The 269-nt window shown below is 50.9% G+C and carries 1 protein-coding gene; it reads right to left on the bottom strand.

The window, feature by feature from the left end; all coding sequences use genetic code 11:
* Positions 1 to 46: 46 nt before the first annotated feature.
* Positions 47 to 269: RNase H family protein (locus tag SB756_RS30530; protein WP_410913301.1), on the bottom strand; the 223-nt coding region annotated here is incomplete at its 5' end.

Raw genomic sequence — 269 nt, 5'->3', positions numbered from 1 at the left:
ATTGCCGGGTGGCTCCAACCGCCTGGCAATGTCGTAAACCACAAGCTTAAACTTCGACTTGGTAGCCCGTATCTTCCAGTGTGGGATTCATCGCCGCGGCACGAGCCAGTTCATCACAGCGTTCGTTTTCCGGGTGTCCGGCATGGCCTTTAACCCATTCCCATTTGATTTGATGTTGCCCTAGGGCAGCATCAAGACGTTGCCAGAGATCGACATTTTTTACTGGTTTTTTGTCTGCGGTTTTCCAGCCACGTTTTTTCCAGTTATGG

Origin of the sequence: Pseudomonas sp. SIMBA_068 (assembly GCF_046534705.1) — a bacterium.
Lineage (GTDB): Bacteria > Pseudomonadota > Gammaproteobacteria > Pseudomonadales > Pseudomonadaceae > Aquipseudomonas > Aquipseudomonas putida.
This window is presented reverse-complemented; position numbering and strand designations above follow the sequence as displayed.